The 15,296-nt window shown below is 63.4% G+C and carries 14 protein-coding genes; 12 read left to right on the forward strand and 2 right to left on the reverse strand.

Features of this window, described 5'->3' with window-relative positions:
- Window positions 1–54: 54 nt before the first annotated feature.
- The 6 genes from A3AY_RS0133410 (at window position 55) to A3AY_RS0133435 (ending at window position 6,791) form a co-directional block, all read left to right on the forward strand.
- Window positions 55–903 carry a TIGR01459 family HAD-type hydrolase gene (locus tag A3AY_RS0133410; RefSeq protein WP_018330015.1) on the forward strand — a complete coding sequence of 283 codons (849 nt, stop codon included), beginning with the start codon at window positions 55–57 and terminating at the stop codon, window positions 901–903.
- 132 nt (window positions 904–1,035) lie between these two features.
- Window positions 1,036–2,016 (forward strand): bifunctional riboflavin kinase/FAD synthetase, encoded by a 981-nt coding sequence (locus A3AY_RS0133415; protein WP_026204095.1) that lies wholly within the window; start codon window positions 1,036–1,038, stop codon window positions 2,014–2,016.
- Between the two features lie 85 nt (window positions 2,017–2,101).
- On the forward strand, window positions 2,102–2,341 hold the full coding sequence (locus A3AY_RS0133420; protein WP_018330017.1) for a BrnA antitoxin family protein: 240 nt from the start codon (window positions 2,102–2,104) through the stop codon (window positions 2,339–2,341).
- 303 nt (window positions 2,342–2,644) lie between these two features.
- On the forward strand, window positions 2,645–5,554 hold the full coding sequence (gene ileS, locus A3AY_RS0133425) for an isoleucine--tRNA ligase (protein ID WP_026204096.1): 2,910 nt from the start codon (window positions 2,645–2,647) through the stop codon (window positions 5,552–5,554).
- A 136-nt stretch (window positions 5,555–5,690) separates the two neighbouring features.
- Complete coding sequence (locus tag A3AY_RS0133430; protein ID WP_026204097.1) at window positions 5,691–6,308, forward strand: hypothetical protein; 618 nt, start codon at window positions 5,691–5,693, stop codon at window positions 6,306–6,308.
- 6 nt (window positions 6,309–6,314) lie between these two features.
- A complete protein-coding gene (locus A3AY_RS0133435) occupies window positions 6,315–6,791 on the forward strand; it encodes a GNAT family N-acetyltransferase (RefSeq protein ID WP_018330020.1) in 477 nt (158 codons plus the stop codon).
- Window positions 6,792–6,807: 16 nt separating this feature from the next.
- Here A3AY_RS0133435 and A3AY_RS0133440 read toward each other — a convergent pair whose 3' ends face one another.
- Window positions 6,808–7,257, reverse strand: coding sequence for a nucleoside deaminase (locus tag A3AY_RS0133440; RefSeq protein ID WP_018330021.1), 450 nt, complete (start codon window positions 7,255–7,257; stop codon window positions 6,808–6,810).
- A gap of 77 nt (window positions 7,258–7,334) precedes the next feature.
- Between A3AY_RS0133440 and A3AY_RS0133445 the strand changes: the two genes are divergently transcribed.
- The 3 genes from A3AY_RS0133445 to A3AY_RS0133455 are packed head-to-tail and all read left to right on the forward strand — an operon-like array spanning window position 7,335 to window position 10,736.
- Window positions 7,335–9,281, forward strand: a complete 1,947-nt coding sequence (locus A3AY_RS0133445; RefSeq protein WP_018330022.1) for a pseudouridine synthase — start codon at window positions 7,335–7,337, stop codon at window positions 9,279–9,281.
- A 6-nt stretch (window positions 9,282–9,287) separates the two neighbouring features.
- On the forward strand, window positions 9,288–9,848 hold the full coding sequence (gene rsmD / locus A3AY_RS0133450) for a 16S rRNA (guanine(966)-N(2))-methyltransferase RsmD (RefSeq protein WP_018330023.1): 561 nt from the start codon (window positions 9,288–9,290) through the stop codon (window positions 9,846–9,848).
- A gap of 18 nt (window positions 9,849–9,866) precedes the next feature.
- Window positions 9,867–10,736, forward strand: coding sequence for a patatin-like phospholipase family protein (locus A3AY_RS0133455; protein WP_018330024.1), 870 nt, complete (start codon window positions 9,867–9,869; stop codon window positions 10,734–10,736).
- 6 nt (window positions 10,737–10,742) lie between these two features.
- Here the strand turns inward: A3AY_RS0133455 and A3AY_RS36865 are convergent, their stop codons facing one another.
- Window positions 10,743–12,602, reverse strand: a complete 1,860-nt coding sequence (locus tag A3AY_RS36865; protein WP_018330025.1) for a monovalent cation:proton antiporter-2 (CPA2) family protein — start codon at window positions 12,600–12,602, stop codon at window positions 10,743–10,745.
- 168 nt (window positions 12,603–12,770) lie between these two features.
- On the opposite strand from A3AY_RS36865, the gene A3AY_RS0133465 reads away from it, so the two are divergent.
- From A3AY_RS0133465 to A3AY_RS0133475, 3 genes are read left to right on the forward strand one after another with little or no spacing between them, the layout of a single operon-like run.
- The gene (locus A3AY_RS0133465) at window positions 12,771–14,117 is read left to right on the forward strand and encodes a TldD/PmbA family protein (protein WP_018330026.1); all 1,347 of its coding nucleotides are present in this window, start codon (window positions 12,771–12,773) and stop codon (window positions 14,115–14,117) included.
- A 52-nt stretch (window positions 14,118–14,169) separates the two neighbouring features.
- Complete coding sequence (locus tag A3AY_RS0133470; RefSeq protein ID WP_018330027.1) at window positions 14,170–14,982, forward strand: 3'(2'),5'-bisphosphate nucleotidase CysQ; 813 nt, start codon at window positions 14,170–14,172, stop codon at window positions 14,980–14,982.
- Between the two features lie 57 nt (window positions 14,983–15,039).
- Window positions 15,040–15,276, forward strand: a complete 237-nt coding sequence (locus A3AY_RS0133475; protein ID WP_018330028.1) for a DUF4170 domain-containing protein — start codon at window positions 15,040–15,042, stop codon at window positions 15,274–15,276.
- The last annotated feature ends 20 nt before the right edge of the window (window positions 15,277–15,296 follow it).

Below are 15,296 nucleotides of genomic sequence, written 5' to 3' on the forward strand. Positions count from 1 at the left end.
TTTCGGCGCCTGCCTGCGATGTCACCCCGGATATTTTTTCTGCGGGAAGCCAGCATGGCCGTTCGGATCAACAGTTTTCGCGACATTGCAAACCGCTATGATGTTATTCTGTGCGATGTCTGGGGTGTCCTGCACAATGGTGTTGCGGCCTTCAGGGAAGCCTGCGTAGCTCTGACGGAGGCCCGCGCCAGGGGGCTGACCGTTGTCCTCATCACCAATTCGCCGCGCCCGCATCCCGGCGTCATCGTCCAGATCCGAGGCCTCGGCGTCCCTGATAGCGCCTATGACCGCATCGTCACCTCCGGCGACGTGACCCGCGCGCTGATCTCCGCCGGGCCGAAGAAAATCTATTTCATCGGCGCCGAACGCGATCTTCCGCTGCTCGATGGCCTCGGTGTCGAACTGGTTTCTTCCGAGGATGCCGAAATCATCGTTTGCGCCGGCTTCTTCGACGACGAGACGGAAACCGCCGAAGACTATCGCGCAACGCTGTCCGGCATGGCTAAGCGCAAGCTGCCCTTTATCTGCGCCAACCCCGACCTCGTCGTCGAGCGCGGTCATAAGCTTATTCCCTGCGCCGGCGCCATCGCCAAGGTCTATGCGGAACTGGGCGGCGAAACGCGGATTTCCGGAAAGCCCTACGTCCCGATCTACCGCGCCTCGTTGTCGGAAGCCAAGGCCGTTCGCGGCGGCATTGATCTGTCACGGGTGGTCGCCGTCGGTGACGGAATGCCGACCGACGTCAAGGGCGCGCAGGATTTCGGCCTCGATGTTCTCTATATCAGCGCGGGCATCCATGCGCTCGAATATATGAATGCTGAAAAGACGGACGAGACGAAACTCGCTGCGTTCCTGAAAAGCGAGGGTGCCACGCCGAAATGGTGGATGCCCAGGTTGGCTTGAAAGAGGCTGGCAATAATTCCTTAAATCGGGTTCGAACTAAGGATAAAATTGGCAGTATTTCAAAGCGTTGCAGCGACCTTATGCGCGTCTGAAAAGGCGCGGTGCTGTAGAGATGAGACTGGTGTGACGGACATGACGGTTTTCCATCGCAACGAGACCCGCGAACCATTGCCGCAAGCCTTGAGGGGCGGCGTCATCGCCATCGGCAATTTCGACGGTGTGCATCGCGGTCACCAGTCGGTGTTGAGCCGGGCGCTGGAGGAAGCGCGGGCGCGCCGCGTTCCGGCCCTGGTGCTGACCTTCGAGCCGCATCCGCGCACCGTCTTTCGCCCGGACCATCCCGTCTTCCGCCTGACGCCGGCGCCGCTCAAGGCCCGCATCCTGGAAGGCATGGGCTTTTCCGCCGTGATCGAATATCCGTTCGACCGCACGTTTTCAGAGCTTTCCGCCTCCGATTTCATCCGCTCCGTGCTGATGGACTGGCTGCACGCCGGCCACGTGGTGACCGGCTTCGACTTCCATTTCGGCAAGGGCAGGGAAGGTGGTCCCGCCTTCCTGATGGCGGCCGGCGGCGAAAACGGCTTTGGCGTCACGCTGGTCGATGCCTTTCGCGACGAGAACGCCTCGGTGATCTCCTCCAGCCATATCCGCGGGCTGCTCGGCGAGGGCGACGTCGCACAGGCGGCCGGCATGCTTGGGTATCGCTATACGGTGGAATCGGAAGTGATCGGCGGCAAGCGGCTCGGCCGCACGCTCGGCTATCCCACAGCCAACATGCAATTGCCCCCTGAAGTCGAACTCAAGAACGGCATCTACGCCGTGCGCTTCCGCCGCGCCGATGGCAGTCTCCATGACGGGGTTGCCAGTTTCGGCAAGCGCCCGACGGTTGACAGCGATGGCACCGCCCTGCTCGAAACCTTCGTCTTCGACTTTTCGGGCGATCTGTACGGCCAGATCTGTTCCGTCTCCTTCTTCGGCCATCTGCGCGACGAACTGAAGTTCGACGGTCTCGATCCGCTGGTGGTGCAGATGAAACAGGATGAGGCGGAGGCGCGGGCGCTGCTCGCCGGTGTGAGGCCGCTCAGCGAGATCGACCTGCAGATTGCGTTTTAAGCCGCGCCCCGGTTGACGCTTGGGCCAAATTGGTCGCGTACTGCGTGACCCAAGTCACACAACCCCACAGGAATGAGATAGATCGATGGCCCATACGCCGCGCCGGCCCGTAAATCCGATGGATGCCGCTGAAGCATTGTTCAAGCCGGCCAAAAAGCCGGTGGCGCCCGCAATCGAACGGCGAGCCTTGCCGGAGACGAAGGAGCTTGTGTCGATCAAGATCGATAGCGCCGTGCTCGAATATTTTCAAAAGGACGGGCCGGGTTGGCAGGACCGCATCAATGACGCGTTGCGCGCCGTGATGCAGGGAAAGCCTGCCGCGTAGACCACGTCGAGCCCGGGTAGGCACGAAGCGCTGGCGCGGCAGGGCAACGGGTTTGCGCAATCCTGCAGCGCCCGCCGCAAACCTCTTCCTTTTCGCCCGAAAACGTCTTAAACAACCGGCCACCATGACCCGATATCGTCGATTGATACGTGATCAGCGAATTATTGGCCCGGCCTTCCCAGCGCTCTGATAGCCGCCGGAAGGTCCGGGTTTTCGGCGTTTGAGACAGGCGCCTCCGCTATTCCTCGAAGATATCCCGTTCGCATGCGCGGCGAAACGCGCTCAGAGACGATTGCAAAAACCATGACCGATACCGCTGAAAAGCTCGACTATTCGAAAACCCTGTATTTGCCGGAAACCGAATTTCCGATGCGCGCCGGCCTGCCGCAGAAGGAGCCGGAGACGGTTGCCCGCTGGCAGAAGATGGAGCTCTACAAGAAGCTGCGCGCCTCCGCTGCCGGCCGCGAAAAATTCGTGCTTCACGACGGCCCGCCCTATGCCAACGGCAACATCCATATCGGCCATGCGCTGAACAAGATCCTCAAGGACATCATCACCCGCTCGTTCCAGATGCGCGGCTATGATGCGAACTATGTCCCGGGCTGGGATTGCCATGGCTTGCCGATCGAATGGAAGATCGAAGAGGCCTATCGCTCCAAGGGCAAGAACAAGGACGAGGTTCCGGTCAACGAGTTCCGTAAGGAGTGCCGCGATTTCGCCGCGGGCTGGATCAAGATCCAGTCGGAAGAATTCAAGCGCCTCGGCATCGAGGGCGATTTCGACAATCCCTATACGACGATGGCCTTCCGTGCCGAAGCCCGCATCGCCGGCGAACTCCTGAAGATCGCCAAGTCCGGCCAGCTCTATCGCGGCTCCAAGCCGATCATGTGGTCGGTCGTCGAGCGTACGGCGCTGGCCGAAGCCGAGGTCGAGTACCAGGATGTCGAGAGCGACATGATCTGGGTGAAGTTCCCGGTCACCGAAGGGCCTGAGAGCCTGAAGGGGGCCTTTGTCGTCATCTGGACCACGACCCCCTGGACTATTCCGGGCAACCGCGCCGTGGCCTACTCGTCGCGCTATCCCTATGCCCTTTATGAAGTCGCGAGCGCCGAAAACGACTTCGGTCCGCAGCCGGGCGAAAAGCTGATCTTTGCCACACGTCTGGCCGATGAAGCAGCGGCCAAGGCGAAGCTGACATTCAAGTTGATCCGGCCTTTGACGGCAGAGGAACTGGCTGTCGTGACCTGCGCCCATCCGCTGCACGGCCTCGGCGGCGGCTATGACTTCCAGGTGCCGCTGCTCGATGGCGACCACGTTACCGACGATGCCGGCACCGGCTTTGTCCACACAGCCCCCAGCCACGGCCGCGAGGACTTTGACGCGTGGATGGACAATGCCCGGGCGCTCGAAGCCCGCGGCATCTCCTCGGCGATCCCGTTCCCGGTTGACGACGCCGGTTTTTATACCGTCGACGCGCCCGGCTTCGGTCCGGACGCGGAGAATGGCGCGGCCCGCGTCATCGACGACGCGGGCAAGAAGGGCGATGCCAATGACCGCGTCATCAAGGCGCTGATCGCTCGCCACGCGCTGTTTGCCCGCGGCCGCCTGAAGCACACCTATCCGCATTCCTGGCGGTCGAAGAAGCCGGTCATCTTCCGCAACACGCCGCAATGGTTCGTCTATATGGACAAGGACCTTGCCGACGGAACGACGCTGCGTTCGCGCGCGCTCAATGCCATCGACGAAACCCGCTTCGTGCCCGCCGCCGGCCAGAACCGCCTGCGCGCCATGATCGAGAACCGGCCGGACTGGGTGCTTTCCCGCCAGCGCGCCTGGGGTGTGCCGATCGCCGTCTTTGCCGACGAAAAGGGCGAAGTGCTGGTCGACGACGCCGTCAACGCCCGCATCCTCGAAGCCTTCGAACAGGAAGGCGCCGATGCCTGGTTCGCCGAAGGTGCCAAGGAGCGGTTCCTTGGGCCTGATCATGATCATGGCCGCTGGACGCAGGTGATGGATATCCTCGACGTCTGGTTCGATTCAGGCTCGACCCACACCTTCACCTTGGAAGACCGTCCCGACCTGAAATGGCCGGCCGATGTCTATCTCGAAGGGTCCGACCAGCATCGCGGCTGGTTTCATTCGTCGCTGCTCGAAAGTGCCGCGACCCGTGGCCGCGCGCCCTACAACGCCGTCATCACCCATGGCTTCACCATGGATGAGAAGGGCGAGAAGATGTCGAAGTCCAAGGGCAATGTCGTTGCCCCGCAGGACGTGATGAAGGAATCGGGCGCCGATATCCTGCGCCTCTGGGTCGCGACCACGGACTACTGGGAAGACCAGCGTCTCGGCAAGGCGATCATCCAGACCAACATCGATGCCTATCGCAAGCTCAGGAACACCATCCGCTGGATGCTCGGCACGCTGGCGCATGACAAGGGCGACGACATCGCCTTCAACGACATGCCCGAGCTCGAGCGGCTGATGCTGCACCGCCTGGCCGAACTCGACCAGCTCGTCCGCGACGGTTACGATGCCTTTGACTTCAAGCGCATCGCCCGCGCACTGATTGATTTCTCGAATGTCGAGCTCTCGGCCTTCTATTTCGATATCCGCAAGGACGCGCTCTATTGCGATGCGCCGTCGAGCCTGCGCCGCCGCGCTAGCCTCGCGGTCATCCGCAAGCTGTTCGAGTGCCTCGTCACCTGGCTTGCGCCGGTTCTGCCCTTCACGGCGGAAGAGGCCTGGCTGTCGCGCGATCCGTCGGCCGTCTCTGTCCATCTCGAACAGTTCCCGATCGTGCCGGCCGAATGGCGCGACGAGGCGCTGGCGGAAAAATGGAAGAAGGTCCGCGACGTGCGCCGCGCCGTCACCGGTGCGCTTGAAGTTGAGCGCCGCGACAAGCGTATCGGCTCCTCACTGGAAGCCGCACCGGTCGTGCACATCGTCGATGCCGCTCTGCTGCAGGCACTGGAAGGCCAGGATTTCGCGGAAATCTGCATCACGTCCGGCATCACCATCGTCGATGGCAAGGGGCCGGACGGAGCCTTCCGTCTGGACGACCTGTCGACGGTCAGTGTCGAGCCCAAACTTGCCGATGGCGTCAAATGCGCCCGGTCCTGGCGGATCACCGCCGATGTCGGTTCCGATCCGGCCTTCCCGGATGTATCCGCCCGCGACGCGGCAGCGCTGCGCGAACTCGGCTTCGCTTCTTAATGGATTGTCTGCCGGGTGAATTGCTCTTTTGCGGCTCATCCGGTAGAACCTGCCTGAAAATCGGCGGATTTATCCGCCATGGGCGCACAATGCCGCCTCAGAGATCGATCGTGCCGGCGCTGCTGGAAGGGTTTTCATGGGAATGACGCGAGAGTTTCGAGTGTATGCCGGTATTTTCGGTGTTGTGGCCGGCAGCCTGGTCCTGACCGGCTGCCTTGGCGGCCCGACCTACGGCACGGACAAGACCGCCGGCGAACACCTGATGGACGACCTCGGCAGCACCGTCAGCCTGGGGGAGACCAAGCCCAAGAACCTCAAGTACCAGCCGCGGCCCGGCCTGGTATTGCCGCCTCAAACGGAAACGGCTTCGCTGGTGCAGCCGCAGCAGAACCTTGCCACCAAGGACAATCCGCAGTGGCTGGAATCGCCGGAAGAAACGCGCCAGCGCCTGCGTGACGAAGCCGATGCCAATGCCGACAGCTCGACCTATGTTTCGCCGCTGGCCAAGTCGAACGCCAATGGCCGTCGCCTGACGGCCAAGGAGCAGCAGGAGGCGTATCGGGAAGCCCGCAAGATCCAGATGGGCGCCTATGCCGACAAGCGCCGTTTCCTCAGCGACCCGCCGCTCGAATACCGCAAGATGCCGGAAGAGGCCGTGGCGGATCTCGGCGAGCCCGAGCAGGTCAAGGCGCGCCGCCGCAAAAAGGAAGCCGCGATTGCCGGCAGCGGCAAGAAGTGGTGGGATATTTTCTGATCGCCAATGTTTGATATTCGCGAGGCGACGTCAGCCGATGCAGGAACCATCCTGCGTTTCATTACCGAGCTGGCAATTTACGAAAAGGCCGGACACGAGGTCGAGGCGACGGTCGAGACGATCACCGAATCCCTGTTCGGGACGAATTCCGTCTCGCACGCGGCAATCTGCGAGCGCGATGGCGTTCCCGTTGGTTTTGCCGTGTGGTTCTTCAGCTATTCGACCTGGCAGGCCCGCAACGGCCTTTATCTCGAAGACCTCTACGTCACGCCCGAGCAGCGCGGAACCGGGGCCGGGCGCCTGATGCTGCGCTATCTGGCACGGATCGCCGTGGAAAAGGGATGCGGCCGCTTCGAATGGAGCGTGCTCGACTGGAACGAACCAGCGATCAAGGCCTACCAGGCCATCGGTGCCGAGCCGCTGAGCGAATGGACGCGCTACCGCCTGACCGGAGCGGCGCTCGAAAGCTTTGCCGCCGGGTAATATAAGTGCCGCTGCTTCAACGCTTCTCTGCAAAAAACTGCTTGAGGATATCCGCCGCTGCCTGCGCTGAAAAACCCGAATAGACGTCCGGCGCGTGGTGGCAGGTCGGTTGGGTAAAGAAGCGCACGCCGTTGTCGACGCCGCCGCCTTTCGGATCCTCGGCGCCATAGTAGAGCCGCCGCAGCCTTGCAAACGAGATGGCCGCCGCGCACATGGTGCAAGGTTCGAGCGTGACATAGAGGTCGGCACCCGGAAGCCGCTCGTCGCCGATGACGCTGCAGCCTGCGCGGATCGCCTCGATCTCGGCATGGGCAGTGACGTCGTTGCGTTCGCGGGTCCGATTTCCGGCACTGGCGACGACCTCGCCATTAAGGACGAGCACGGCGCCGACCGGCACTTCGCCGCGCGCCCCTGCCATCCGGGCTTCTGCCAGCGCCAAATCCATGAAGCGGCTCGTTTCGGCCATCGTTGGAATCCGCGATAATTTCTCTTAACCCTTGGGCTTGGACCTGATAGGACAGCCTCAAAAGGCAGGCAACACAAATGACATTCAAAGACAAGCCCCAGCGGCCCGGCGGCAAGCCGGCCGGCCGCGACAAGAAGCCCTATACCGGCGCGCGCAAGGCCGCAGCCGCACATTCGGGCGCTGAAAAGACCGAAGCGGGAAAGCCGCGCAAGCCGCGAGTGGCTGCAGTGGAAACCGTCGATGCGGACGTGCCGCAGCGCATTTCCAAGATTCTGGCGCGTGCCGGCGTCGCCTCGCGCCGCGATATCGAGCGCATGATCATGGAAGGCCGCGTCAGCCTCAACGGCACCGTGCTGGAAACGCCGGTCGTCAATGCAACGCTTGCCGACAAGATCGAGGTCGATGGCCAGCCGATCCGCGGCATCGAGCGTACCCGGCTCTGGCTCTATCACAAGCCCTCCGGCCTGGTGACCACCAATTCCGATCCGGAGGGGCGTCCGACCGTCTTCGACAACCTGCCAGACGATCTGCCGCGCGTCCTGTCGATCGGCCGTCTCGACATCAACACCGAAGGCCTGCTGCTGCTCACCAATGACGGTGGTCTGGCCCGCGTACTCGAACTGCCGTCGACCGGCTGGCTGCGCCGCTACCGCGTGCGCGCCCATGGCACGATCGATCAGGCGGCGCTCGACAAGCTGAAGGACGGCATCGCCGTCGACGGCGTGCTGTATGGTTCGATCGAGGCGACGCTGGACAAGGTCCAGGGCTCGAACGTCTGGATCACCATGGGGCTGCGTGAAGGCAAGAATCGCGAAATCAAGAACGTCATGGGCGCGCTCGGCCTCGACGTGAACCGGCTGATCCGCATCTCCTATGGCCCCTTCCAGCTCGGCGAGCTGCCGGAGGGCCATGCCCAGGAAATCCGCGGCCGCACGTTGCGCGACCAGCTCGGCCCGCGTCTGATCGAAGACGCCAAGGCAAATTTCGACGCGCCGATCTTCGACGCCGCACCGGCTGAGGAAGAAAAGCCGCAGAAAAACGAATGGTCGGCTGGTAAGCCGGAAGCCAAGGAACGCGGCGCTTTCCGCGAAAAGGCAGGCGACAAGCGCGAACGGGCGCTTTCCCGCCTCGACACCAAGCGTGACGACAGAGGCGGCGGACGTGGTGACCGCAAGGACCGTGGCGGCGCGGAGGCGAAATTCGACGACCGTCCGAAGCGCGAACCCGGCCTGAGGCCCCGCAAGGCCAATGTCTGGATGGCGCCCGGTGCCCGGCCGATCGCCGAAAAGAAGCCGAAGGACGCGCAGGCAGCGGATGTGGCCGACAAGCCGGTTCGCCGTGAGCGCCCGGAGGGTGCACCCGCAACCAAGCGCTACGGCCGGACCAAGGATGGTCTGGCGATGAAGTCGAACAAGAAATTCGATCCGGATCGCAAGAAGGCGACCGCTTACGATCGCCCCGACCGCGGTCCACGCGTCGTGGTCAACCGGGCCGATGACGATGGCGACTGGATCAGGGCCAGCGAAGAGACTGGTAGGGATGAAGGCCGCGGCGCCGACCGCAAGCGCGGCGGTGACCGCGATGCGCGTGGCTTCGGTGATCGCCCGGCGCGCCGCGATGGTGGCGATCGTCCGCCGCGCCGCGACGGTGAAAAGCCGTTTGGTGATCGCAAGCCCCGTGCCGAAGGTGCCCGCTCTTTCTCCGATAGACCAAGAAGCGCCAAGCCCCGGGGTGATGGGCCCCAAGGTGATCGTCCGCAGTCAGACCGTCCGCGCAAGCCGTTCGGCGAAAAATCGTTTTCTCGCGAGGAGGGCGACCGCAAGCGCGATTTCGGCGACCGCCCACCACGCGGCGACCGTCCGGCGGGTGACAAACCACGCGGCAAGTCCTTTGGCGGCAAGCCGGGCGGGGCCAAACCGTTCGGCGCGAAGAGCGGCGGCCCGCGCGGCGGCAAACCCGGCGGCGGCAAGCCTGCCGGCGGACGCCCGGCGGGTGGCGGCAAGCCGCGCGGACGCGGGAACTAAGCGAAGGTGCGGATCGTCGGCGGTGAGTTTCGCGGGCGCGGGCTCGCAACGCCCAGGTCCAATGACATCCGGCCAACGACGGACCGGACGCGCGAAAGCCTGTTCAACATCCTGAGCCATGCCTATGCGGAGGCCCTCGACGGGACCCGCATTCTCGATCTCTTTGCCGGCACCGGCGCGGTTGGCCTCGAAGCCCTGTCGCGCGGTTGCCGTCAGGCGTTGTTCGTCGAGCAGAGCGCCGAGGGCAGGGGACTGTTGCGCACCAATATCAAGGCCTTCGGTCTGACCGGCCGGGCGCGCATTTTCCGGCGCGACGCGACCGATCTTGGGCCGGCCGGCACCGTCGAGCCATTCCATTTGGTCTTTGCCGATCCCCCCTATGGCAAGGGGCTTGGCGAAAAAGCGCTTGCCTCTGCCGCAAAAGGCGGCTGGCTGGTGCCGGGCGCTCTTGTCATTCTCGAAGAGCGGGCCGATGTTCAACCGGTGCCACAGGATGGGTTCGAGTTGATCGACGACCGGCTGTTCGGCGATACGAAGATGCATTTCTACCGATGCCGCGCCGCGTGATACCGAAAGACGCTGAGCATGACGCAAGGCCTCGAAACAGCGAAAAAATCGGCGGACCCGACGGTTGCCGTGGCCTTCGGTGGCGGCGGCGCGCGAGGCCTTGCCCACATCCATGTTATCGAGGCGCTGGACGAACTCGGCATCCGCCCGGTTGCCATCGCCGGCTCCTCGATCGGCGCGATCATGGGGGCGGGCATGGCGGCCGGTCTGACCGGCGCGGAGATCCGTGATCATACGATGGCGACCGTCGGCCGCCGCAAGGAGATCGTCAACCGCCTTTGGAGCCTGCGTCCTTCGAGTTTCACGCAAGCCGTCACGAAGGGTTTTCGCGTCGGGCAGCTCAGTATCGAGCGCATTCTTCCCGCATTCCTGCCTGACAGCGTGCCGAAGGATTTCGCGGATCTCAAGCTCCCCTTGAAAGTGATGACCACCGACTATTACGGCCAGACCGAGCGCGTCTGCCAGTCCGGTGACCTCCATCAGGCGCTGGCCGCGTCTGCAGCGCTTCCGGCCGTGTTCAAGCCGGTCCGCATCGACGGCCGGGTGATGATCGACGGCGGCATCTACAATCCGGTGCCCTTCGATCACCTGACCGGCCTGGCCGATATCGTCATCGCCGTCGATGTCGTCGGCGGACCGGATGGCGATGGCGAGACCATGCCGAGCTGGCGCGACAGTCTGTTCGGCGCCAGCCAGCTGATGATGCAGTCGATCATCACCATGAAGATGAAGGCGCACCCGCCGGACATTCTCCTGCGGCCGGAGGTCAATCGCTTCCGCGTCATGGATTTCCTCAAGGCGCAGGAGGTGCTGGCTACGACGGCGCCCGTCAAGGATCAGCTCAAGACCGCCCTTGATGCAGCCCTCGAGGCGAAAAGCCGGGCTTGAAAAGGATCAGTCAGCGTCGGCCAAGGCGTCCTTTTCCGGGCTGGCCTTGATGTTTGCCGTGGCCGAAAGAATATCGTGCTCCGGCTCCAGCGACGGCGCCTTCTCGCGCTTCGGCTTTATCAGCGGTTCCGGCCTGACGGGTTCGAAATGCAGCATGTCGCGCCCGGCGCTGATGCCCTCGGCTTCTTGCACTGCCAGCCGCGCCTCGTCGCGCCGGCGGATATCGTCCATGATCTCCTGCGCTGCATTGTCGTCGACACCCAGCCCCTCCAGCGTCTTGCGACCGAAGACGAGACCGGACTCGAAGGTTTCGCGCAGTTCATAGTCGACGCCGCGTGCCCGAAGCGACAGGGTGTGCAGACGGTCATAGGAACGGGCATAGATACGGGCATTCGGATATTCCGCCTGCACCATGTCGACGATCCGGTCGGTGATTTCCATCTTGTGGGTACACACCGCGACGATCTTGGCGCGCTCGATGCCGGCGGCACGCAGCACGTCGAGCCGCGTGCCGTCGCCGAAATAGATGCGGAACCCGAAGGTCGCGGCTTGGCGCACGCGGGCGGCGGAATGGTCGATGATGGTGACCTCGCGGCCGCCGGCAAGCAGGATCTGCGAGGCGATCTGGCCGAAGCGGGAGAAGCCGATCATCAGCACGTCGGCACCGGCGCCATCGAAGTCTTCCTCCAGCTCTTCCGTCATCTCGTCATGCTCGTTCATGAGCAATCCCGCGAGCGCGGCGGCGGCAGGCGTCAGGGCCATCGACAGGGTGACGATGACGATCAACAGTGACGCCCAGCTGTCCGAAAACACGCCGGCAGCGGCTGCGGCGGTGAACAGCACGAAGCCGAATTCCCCGCCCTGCGGCAAAAGGAGCCCGATCCGAACCGCGTCATTGTGCGGCGAACCCGTCGCCCGGCAGAGCGTGTAGAGGATCACCGCCTTGAGCAGCATCAGCGCCGGTACCGCGATCAGGATCAGCAGATAGTTCTGAAGAATGACGTCGATCTCCAGCGATAGCCCAACGGCCATGAAGAACAGAGCGAGCAGCAGTCCGCGGAAAGGCTCGATGTCGGCTTCCAGCTCATGCCGATAGGAGGATTCGGCCAGCAGGACGCCGGCGAGGAACGATCCCATCGCCATGGAAAGACCAGCAAGCTGCATCATCGTTGCGGCACCGAGCACGATCAGCAGTGCGACGGCAATCATGACTTCCCGCGCACCTGTGCGGGCAATGATCTGGAACACGGGATTGAGCAGATAACGGCCGGCAACCACCATGATGAGGATCGAGCCGACGGCGACGGCGAAGTCCTGAAGCGGCGGGCTGGTATCTTCAGGCGCCTGCAGTGCGAGCAGCGGGATCAGTGCCAGCAGCGGCACGATAGCCAGGTCCTGCAGCAGCAGCACCGAAAAAGCCCGCTGGCCGTAGCGCCTATTGGTGCCGCCGTTCTCGTCGAGGATCTGCAATGCGAAGGCCGTCGAGGACAGCGCCAGCCCGAAGCCAGTGATGACGCTGCCGCTCCAGTCGAGCATGCCAAGCTCGTAGAGGATGGCAGAGACCGCGGCGCCGGTCAGAAGCACCTGCGCGGTACCGAGCCCGAAGATGTCACGCCGCATCTGCCAGAGGCGGGAGGGCTTCAGCTCAAGGCCGATGATAAACAGCAGAAAGACGACCCCCAGTTCGGCAAAACCCAGGATCTGCTCGCCCTCGGTGATCTGGTGCAGCAACGGACCGATGATGATGCCGGCGGCGAGATAGCCCAGAACCGTGCCGAGCCCGAGCTTCTTGAAGATCGGGGCCGCCACGACGGCGCCGCCGAGCAGCACCAGGGCCTGTGAAGTGAGGACGGGCGTGGTCGACATGGCTGTTCTTTCCTGCCCGTGAGGGTTGGCACGGGTTCTCGTATTTGGCTTGGGCAAGAGATTGCCCCGGGATCGGGTATTTCGTCGGGGCCGCGACCAAGAATCAGGGTATGCCCTTGATGCCCGTCCCAGTGCACAATAAATGGGGCAGGAATGAAAGGCTAAATCATGTCCGATATCATCGATTCCGACGTTCTCCAGAAGCGCGCAGCCGAGCTTGTCGACCTGGCGCTCAAGGCCGGCGCCGACCAGGCGGACGCCGTGGCGCTTCGCTCCCGGTCCCGCTCCGTCTCGGTGCGGCTCGGAAAGGTCGAGGGAACGGAGGCCTCGGAAAGTGACGATTTTTCGCTCCGCGTGTTCGTCGGCCGCCGCGTCGCCAGCGTTTCGGCCAATCCGGGCTTCGACCTGAAGGTCCTGGCCGAACGCGCGGTGGCCATGGCCAAGGCCTCGCCGGAGGACCCCTTCGCGAGCCTCGCCGATGCCGAGCGCCTGGCGAGATCCTATCCCGATCTCGATCTCTTCGATCCGACGGAGGTATCGACGGATGCGCTCTCCGCGGCGGCGCTGGAAGCGGAAGAGGCAGCCCTTGGCGTGAACGGCGTCACCAACTCCAGCGGCGCGGGTGCGTCCGCCGGCATGGGCGGAATGGTGCTCGTCACCTCGCACGGGTTTTCCGGCGCCTATATGGGCACGCGCTTCGGCCGCTCGGTCAGCGCCATTGCCGGCGACGGCACGAAGATGGAACGCGACTATGATTTCGACAGCCGCCTCTATTTCGCCGACCTGAAATCGGCCGCCGAAATCGGTCGCACGGCTGGCGAGCGGGCGGTCGCCCGCATCGGCCCGCGCCAAGTGCCGACCCAGAAGAATGTTACCGTCGTTTTCGACCCGCGCATGGCGCGCGGCTTTGCCGGCCACATCGCCGGCGCGATCAACGGCGCATCGGTTGCCCGCAAAACGAGTTTCCTGCGTGACATGATGGGAAAGCCGGTCATGAAGGCGGGCATCCATGTCACCGACGATCCGCTGGTGGTGCGTGGCTCCTCCTCGCGTCCTTTCGACGGCGAAGGCGTGACCGGCCAGAAGCTGACGATGATCGAGGATGGCGTGCTGAAGCACTGGTTCCTGTCCACGTCGACGGGCAGGGAACTCGGGCTGGAAACCAACGGACGCGGCGTGCGCAGCGGCCCAGCGGTGTCGCCATCGTCGACGAACTTCGCGCTGGAGCCCGGAAATATCTCCCGCGAGGATCTGATCCGCAACGTCGGGACCGGTTTTTATGTCACCGAACTGATCGGCCAGGGCGTCAACATGCTGACGGGCGAGTACAGCCGCGGCGCCTCGGGCTTCTGGATCGAGAATGGCGAGTTGACCTTCCCCGTATCGGAAGTCACGATTGCCTCGAACCTCAAGCAGATGTTCTTTGCCGTAACGCTGGCCGACGACATCGATCGCAAGTTCGGTGTCGCGGCACCGACGCTTGCCGTCGAGGGCATGACGCTCGCGGGCAAGTAGATACCACCGCAGACCTTCAACGCGGCCGGCGGCCGGGAAATGGAAAGACTGAATGAACGCCGTTCGCCCATCGCCGGATCAGTGGATCAGCGATCTGGAACTCATCACAGTGGCGGCGAAGGCCGCGGGCGAAAGGGCACTGTCCTTTTTTCGCAAGAATCCGGATGTCCAGTGGAAGAACGAAGGGCGCTCGCCGGTCAGTGAGGCGGATTACGCGGCCAATGACATCCTGAAGGAAAAGCTGCTGACGGCGCGGCCCAACTATGGCTGGCTGTCGGAGGAGACCGATGACGACGAGGCCCGGCTCGGCTGCGATACCGTCTTCGTTGTCGATCCGATCGACGGAACCCGCGCCTTCATCGCCGGCAAGGAGGTCTGGTGCGTCAGTGTCGCCGTCGTGCATCTCGGTCGCCCGGTGGCCGGCGTGCTGTTTGCCCCGGCCCTTGATGAGCTGTTCCAGGCGTCGCTCACGGGCGATGCCTTGAAGAACGGTATGCCGGTTACCGTGAGGACCGAGAACGAAACGGTGCTGCGGATTGCCCTTGCGGAAGAGACGGTTCGATTGCTCGAACACGGCTATCGCGCCGGCGTTTCGCGCATTGCCCATGTGCCTTCGCTTGCCTACAGGATCGCCATGATCGCCGACGGTCGCATCGACGGCACGATCGTCAAGAAAAATTCGCACGATTGGGATCTTGCTGCTGCCGATCTGATCCTCGAGCGAGCCGGTGGTGCGCTTTTCGGCCTCGACGGGCAGCCGCTTTCCTATAATCGCCCCAATGTTCGCCATACCGTTCTGTGCGCCGCAGCAATGCCCGTTCTGCCGGCGTTGATTGCCGCCTCGCAAGGGCTGGATGGCCATTGACCTTTCCGCCTGGATGCCGCAAACCACAGAAAAACGTCAGGAAAATTGGAAGGTCAAATGGCTCAGAATTCGGAAAAGAAACAGCGGCTCCATCTCGTTTTCGGCGGCGAGCTTACGACGCTGACCGACGTTGAGTTCCGCGACCTGGACAAGCTCGACGTCGTCGGCATCTTCCCCGATTATGACAGCGCACTGACCGCCTGGAAATCCAAGGCGCAGCTGACGGTCGACAACGCCCATATGCGCTATTTCATCGTGCACATGCACCGGCTGCTCGATCCGGAACAGGCTTGATGCCGATCCGGCCCGCGCAG

The sequence above is a fragment of the Rhizobium giardinii bv. giardinii H152 genome, from assembly GCF_000379605.1.
GTDB lineage: Bacteria > Pseudomonadota > Alphaproteobacteria > Rhizobiales > Rhizobiaceae > Pararhizobium > Pararhizobium giardinii.